This window comes from Devosia sp., assembly GCF_034675085.1.
In the GTDB taxonomy this organism is placed as follows: Bacteria; Pseudomonadota; Alphaproteobacteria; order Rhizobiales; family Devosiaceae; genus Devosia.
Genome location: NZ_JAUCDN010000257.1, coordinates 1 through 4,723, shown reverse-complemented (window position 1 = coordinate 4,723; position 4,723 = coordinate 1). Strand labels below are relative to the sequence as shown.

General features: G+C 56.0%; 7 protein-coding genes. 3 read left to right on the top strand and 4 right to left on the bottom strand.

The features are described 5' to 3' along the window. Positions 1-178: 178 nt before the first annotated feature. Positions 179-751 (top strand): NUDIX hydrolase, encoded by a 573-nt coding sequence (locus VDP82_RS14105; RefSeq protein WP_323015485.1) that lies wholly within the window; start codon positions 179-181, stop codon positions 749-751. A 73-nt stretch (positions 752-824) separates the two neighbouring features. Here the strand turns inward: VDP82_RS14105 and chrA are convergent, their stop codons facing one another. Continuing rightward, positions 825-2,012, bottom strand: a complete 1,188-nt coding sequence (gene chrA, locus VDP82_RS14100) for a chromate efflux transporter (protein ID WP_323015484.1) — start codon at positions 2,010-2,012, stop codon at positions 825-827. A 216-nt stretch (positions 2,013-2,228) separates the two neighbouring features. On the opposite strand from chrA, the gene VDP82_RS14095 reads away from it, so the two are divergent. Continuing rightward, positions 2,229-2,684: a hypothetical protein gene (locus tag VDP82_RS14095; protein ID WP_323015483.1), complete on the top strand. Its 456-nt coding sequence runs from the start codon at positions 2,229-2,231 to the stop codon at positions 2,682-2,684. A gap of 36 nt (positions 2,685-2,720) precedes the next feature. On the opposite strand, the gene VDP82_RS14090 is transcribed toward VDP82_RS14095, so the two are convergent. The 3 genes from VDP82_RS14090 to VDP82_RS14080 form a co-directional block, all read right to left on the bottom strand. Then, positions 2,721-3,032: a hypothetical protein gene (locus tag VDP82_RS14090; protein ID WP_323015482.1), complete on the bottom strand. Its 312-nt coding sequence runs from the start codon at positions 3,030-3,032 to the stop codon at positions 2,721-2,723. A 174-nt stretch (positions 3,033-3,206) separates the two neighbouring features. After that, a complete protein-coding gene (locus tag VDP82_RS14085; protein WP_323015481.1) occupies positions 3,207-3,470 on the bottom strand; it encodes a hypothetical protein in 264 nt (87 codons plus the stop codon). Continuing rightward, positions 3,467-3,895: a hypothetical protein gene (locus VDP82_RS14080; protein ID WP_323015480.1), complete on the bottom strand. Its 429-nt coding sequence runs from the start codon at positions 3,893-3,895 to the stop codon at positions 3,467-3,469. The genes VDP82_RS14085 and VDP82_RS14080 overlap by 4 nt, the downstream gene beginning before the upstream one ends. Positions 3,896-4,136: 241 nt before the next feature. Between VDP82_RS14080 and VDP82_RS14075 the strand changes: the two genes are divergently transcribed. After that, positions 4,137-4,723: hypothetical protein (locus VDP82_RS14075; protein WP_323015479.1), on the top strand; the 587-nt coding region annotated here is incomplete at its 3' end.

Genomic DNA, 4,723 nt, shown 5'->3' with positions numbered 1-4,723 from the left:
ATCAAGGGGGAGGTGCCCCGCGGTGGGTGGGGCAACATGGTGCCAAAAACGCGGAGCAACACCTCCCCCTTGATGGGGGAGGCTGGGAGGGGGTGTGGAGAGCCACACTGTCAGGGAAGTCCCCCCGCGCAACAAGCCCAATGGTGACGCCCCCCGCGAATCCCGGCATCACTGCCCCATGACCCCGGACACCTTCCCCGCCGCCCTCGCCCACATCGTCAGCCGCTATCTGGACGAAACCGCCGCGCCCGGCGAATATCTTTCCCTGTTGTGCTGGCAGATGGAGCAGGGCCACCGGCTGGACCTGCGCACCACCCTGCCCGGCCATCTCACCACCAGCGCGGTGGTGCTTTCCCCCGATCATGCCCAGGTGCTGCTCATCGATCATGTCACCATCGGCCGCTGGCTCCAGCCCGGCGGTCATTACGAGCCCGCGCTCTTGTTCCATCTCTCGGCCATGCGCGAGGCGGTGGAGGAAACCGGCCTCGCCGGGCTTGTCCTGCATCCCTGGCACGAGGGGAGCGATCTGCCCTTCGTCATCGACAGCCACGACGTTCCCGGCAAGCCGGCGCGAAACGAGCCGCCCCATATCCATCACGATTTGCAATATCTGTTCCTGGCCGACCCCGCCCGGCCGCTCACCCCACAGCTCGATGAAGTCCATGCCGCCCAATGGCGCGACACCGCCGCCCTGGCCGACTTCGCCCCCAAGGTGCTGGCGCGGCTGCGCGGCGTTTGCGCCCCGGCCTGAGCCGGGCGCCTGGGGCGTTTCCAGGAAAAGTGGATACCGGTTTTCCGGTTCGGAAACGCGATAAAACTAACACTTAGAGCCCTGCTCGCGCCAGAATAGCCCCCAGGCCCGCCAGCGCCACCACCACTGCCCAGGGCGGCAGCTTCCAGTTGACCAGCGCCACGAAGCCCGCCACGGCCAGCACCAGATCGAGTGGTCCCCGTACCGCGCTGGTGAACACCGGATCGTAAAGCGCCGCGCCCAAAATGCCGACAACGGCGGCATTGACGCCGCGCAGGGCCGCCTGCCCCCAGAGCCGACGGCGGAGCCCGTTCCAGAAGGGCAGCACGCCCACCAGCAGCAACATGCCGGGCAGGAAGATCGCCGCCAGCGCGATGGCCGCGCCCACCGCCCCATTGGGCGGCGTCTGGCCGATGGCGCCCAGATAGGCGGCGAAGGTGAAGAGCGGACCCGGTACCGCTTGCGCGGCGCCATAGCCGGCCAGAAATCCGGCCTCGTCGACCCAGCCGCGCGCCACGGTTTCTGCATCCAGCAGCGGCAGCACCACATGGCCACCGCCAAAGACCAGCGCCCCCGCCCGGTAAAACCCATCGAACAGCGACAGGGCCTGATTATTGGCCAAGGCGGCCAGCATGGGCAGGCCGGCCAGCAGCAGCGCAAACCCGCCAAGGCAGAGCAGCCCCGTGGTTCGGCTCACATTGAACCGCATCTGCATTGCCCCCGGGGCGTTGCCCGTCCGGCATAGCGCCAGTCCCAGCCCGCCTCCGCCGGCGATGGCGAGCATCTGCCCACCCGCTCCGGCCAGCAGCAGGCAGGCGGCGGCCGCCAGCACGGCAATACCGGCCCGTTGTCGGTCGGGCGCGAGGCTGGGCGCCATGCCCCAAACCGCCTGCGCCACCACCGCCACGGCCACCAGCTTCAGCCCATGCACCACGCCATCCGCCAGGGGGCCGTCGAGCACCGGCCGCAGCAGCGCAAAGGCCAGCAGCAGCAATGCCGATGGCAGGGTAAACCCGGCCCAGGCCGCCAGCGCGCCGGTCCATCCGGCCCGCCACAGCCCGATGGCGAACCCCACCTGGCTCGATGCAGGGCCGGGTAGAAACTGGCATAGCGCCACCAGATCGGCATAATCGGCCTCGCTCAGCCAGCCCCGGCGCTGGACGAATTCGGTGCGGAAATAGCCCAGATGCGCCACCGGCCCGCCAAAGGCGGTCAGCCCCAGCTTCAGAAAGGCCCTGAACACCGTCCCCGTGCCGCCCATGCCACCCCCACCGATCCGCTTTTCCAACCGGGACCTATGCACCCCGCATGACGGAATGACGACACTTCGAGCCGTCCTGCAGGGCAAATCGCTCCAGTGGAGCGATTTGAGGCGAGAAGGCGCCCCTATGTAGCAAACACACCAAAAACATAATAAATTCAATTAATTAGCTATGGTATACTGGCAGACCCAACCGTTGCCAAGAGCCATTCATGCATGCAACGCGCCCGCACCGAAGCCTTTGAACACACCATTTCCGGCCTGCTCACAAAGCGATCCGAACTTTTTGGAGAGGCGGAGAAACTTCGGCAAAAGCTGGCTGAAATTCATAATGATATAGGTGCCGTGGATCGGGCCCTATCCATCTGCGGCTATGAAGGCGATTTAGCCGCCGACACCCCGCCAGTTAAGCGCACTATCGTCTTCGCTCGTAATGAATTGACTCGATCTATCATTGCAATCTTGAAGCAGGCGACAGAACCAATGTCAGCCATGGAAATTGCGCATGAGATTGTCGGATTGCGAGGCGAGGATGCAAACGACAAAAAGTATCTTGCCGACCTTAAAAAGCGCGTCGGCGCTGCGCTAAGGTCGATGCGTTCCGATGGCTTTTTGCAGTCGGAAGCGGAAAAACAGGGCATATTGCTCTGGAAGATAAGAAAAGTCAAGTAATATTGAGAATTTACTTGACTTTTTAGTTTATTTGTGCTATTCTTCCGGCCTTCTCCAGTGAATATGGAGTTTATCGCTTAGGGGAATTAATTCATTAAATGAAATTTCAACATAAGAATTATTGCCATTACCCAAATCCAGCAAAGTTGGACTTTCCAATTGAAGGCATTGGTCAAAATCAGCTGGATCATGAAGCTGAATCTCAGCTTCTAGCCACTTCCCGCGACGGTACAGAGTGGAAGGGCGAATATGCAGAACATATGAGACAGATATGGGATTGGCTTTGCTCCCTTCAGCATACAAAGAGCCCTCTCCAGTAGCTTCTAGGTTCGAACGATCCACTTCCATTATTATCTCCCGTCAACATTCTTAGCTACAATCATGCGTTTATCATGCCGTGAGCAAGTGATTAAAACCGATCCTCCGGACATTGGGAAGATTTGGTTTTGCGAGCGGTAAGTCTACAGAGCACCAAAGCGCCCCGTAGTGTGAGTCAGGGCAACGCAATTTGTGGATATTGGCTCAATCGCTTTTTGTCACGATCATGCGCCCATCAGGCCGTGAACATGTGATCATGACCGACCCATCGGAGGTCAGAAATTTTACCATACGCAATTCGTTTGTTTCTGCGATGTTGATTGGCGCTTGGCCGAGTTGAGCCGCTGTACTCCTGATTTTGCCGAGACAAGCCTCGAAAGACATGGAGACGGCTTGGCTTTCGACGGCGGCTTGGGCGGGTACGGATAGGCAGACTGCAAGAGCCGAAGCAGCAAGAAGTTTTTTCATCGCCTCACATCCCCCAGCATCGTCTCAGACGATGAAATGGGATAAAACGGCAATGGCCTAGCTAGAGATTTGTATCTATTCACCGTCCGAGTTACCTCGGAGATGTTTAGCAATAGGCCAACTTCATTTTCTTTCGCTGCCTTTAAGTGTTCGTCATAGGATATTTCGAAGAAGCCTTGGCTAGACTTTTCGAAATAGCACGATGCCGCATCACCCCTGCCGTTACTCACATACTCAATGGTCACAAAGTTTCTGACCAGTTTTATGTCAGTAATTTGATCAATTGTGTCGGTAGGCAATGCAACGGCGGCACACGTTAGGACGGCAGGATCACGAGCAAGATATTCCATCACCAAGGGATTGGCGGCACTTGGGCCTGTGATGGCAAAAGTGAGTGTTGCGGCCAATAAAATACAATGTCTCATAATCTCTCAATCCTCCTGACCAAAATCGGGGAGTTGAGAAGCCTTACTGAGAAGACCGCGACAGCCTTTGGGCTCTTGGGAACCTTGGACATGCGCTGACGCCTCCCCGACCATTGATCGGAGAGTGCGGATTTCGGCAGCACTGGTGCCGCTCAGTAAGGGGTTCTCACGCCCCAGAACGCGAGTTCGCGCTCATAGGAGAACATAAGCAGAATGAGGCGGGAAAGTCGAGAGAAGCTTAATGGAATTTACAGATACGCGACTGACGGTTAGCCTTGCTTTTCAATACGCATATGACGCTTGGCGGGCCTTAATGGTAAACCTCGGATTTGGCGACGTTATTAAAAAGTTCGAAGAATATTTTGGAAAGAGAATTACGTCAATTTTTCTTTCTATAATTGGCGTTTGTTTCATAATATTAGTTGTAGGATACACTGTAAATACCATTTTGGCACCGCTATTTATTTACATACTATCCTTGGTTATTGGCTCCGAGGATGTAAAAAATTTGGTTACAGGCGTAAATATAGTGGGGGCAGTTCTTTCGATTGGGGCAATTTTCCTTCTATCCCTTGATGCTAGAAGAACAAGAAAAAACATAATAGAGGTGAAAGAAAAAATCTCCGAAGCAGATAGGATGCACGAAGAATTGAAATCTGCTTCAGACGAAATTAGAATTGGAAGAGAAAGAATAGATTACATTTCCTTGCACCTTAAGGATATATTAAATAAAATTGATGGCAGCGAAGAGGCGATAAAGGAATTAATGGCAGAAGACGATTATCTCAAGAAACTTAGGTCGGAGCCAAAATCTAATCTCTCACCCTC

Excerpts from the sequence above, each read along its gene's own strand:
- VDP82_RS14080 (WP_323015480.1), bottom strand. The coding sequence starts at position 3,895 with ATGAGACATTGTATTTTATTGGCCGCAACACTCACTTTTGCCATCACA.
- VDP82_RS14105 (WP_323015485.1), top strand. The coding sequence starts at position 179 with ATGACCCCGGACACCTTCCCCGCCGCCCTCGCCCACATCGTCAGCCGC.
- VDP82_RS14095 (WP_323015483.1), top strand. The coding sequence starts at position 2,229 with ATGCAACGCGCCCGCACCGAAGCCTTTGAACACACCATTTCCGGCCTG.
- VDP82_RS14090 (WP_323015482.1), bottom strand. The coding sequence starts at position 3,032 with ATGGAAGTGGATCGTTCGAACCTAGAAGCTACTGGAGAGGGCTCTTTG.
- chrA (WP_323015484.1), bottom strand. The coding sequence starts at position 2,012 with ATGGGCGGCACGGGGACGGTGTTCAGGGCCTTTCTGAAGCTGGGGCTG.
- VDP82_RS14085 (WP_323015481.1), bottom strand. The coding sequence starts at position 3,470 with ATGAAAAAACTTCTTGCTGCTTCGGCTCTTGCAGTCTGCCTATCCGTA.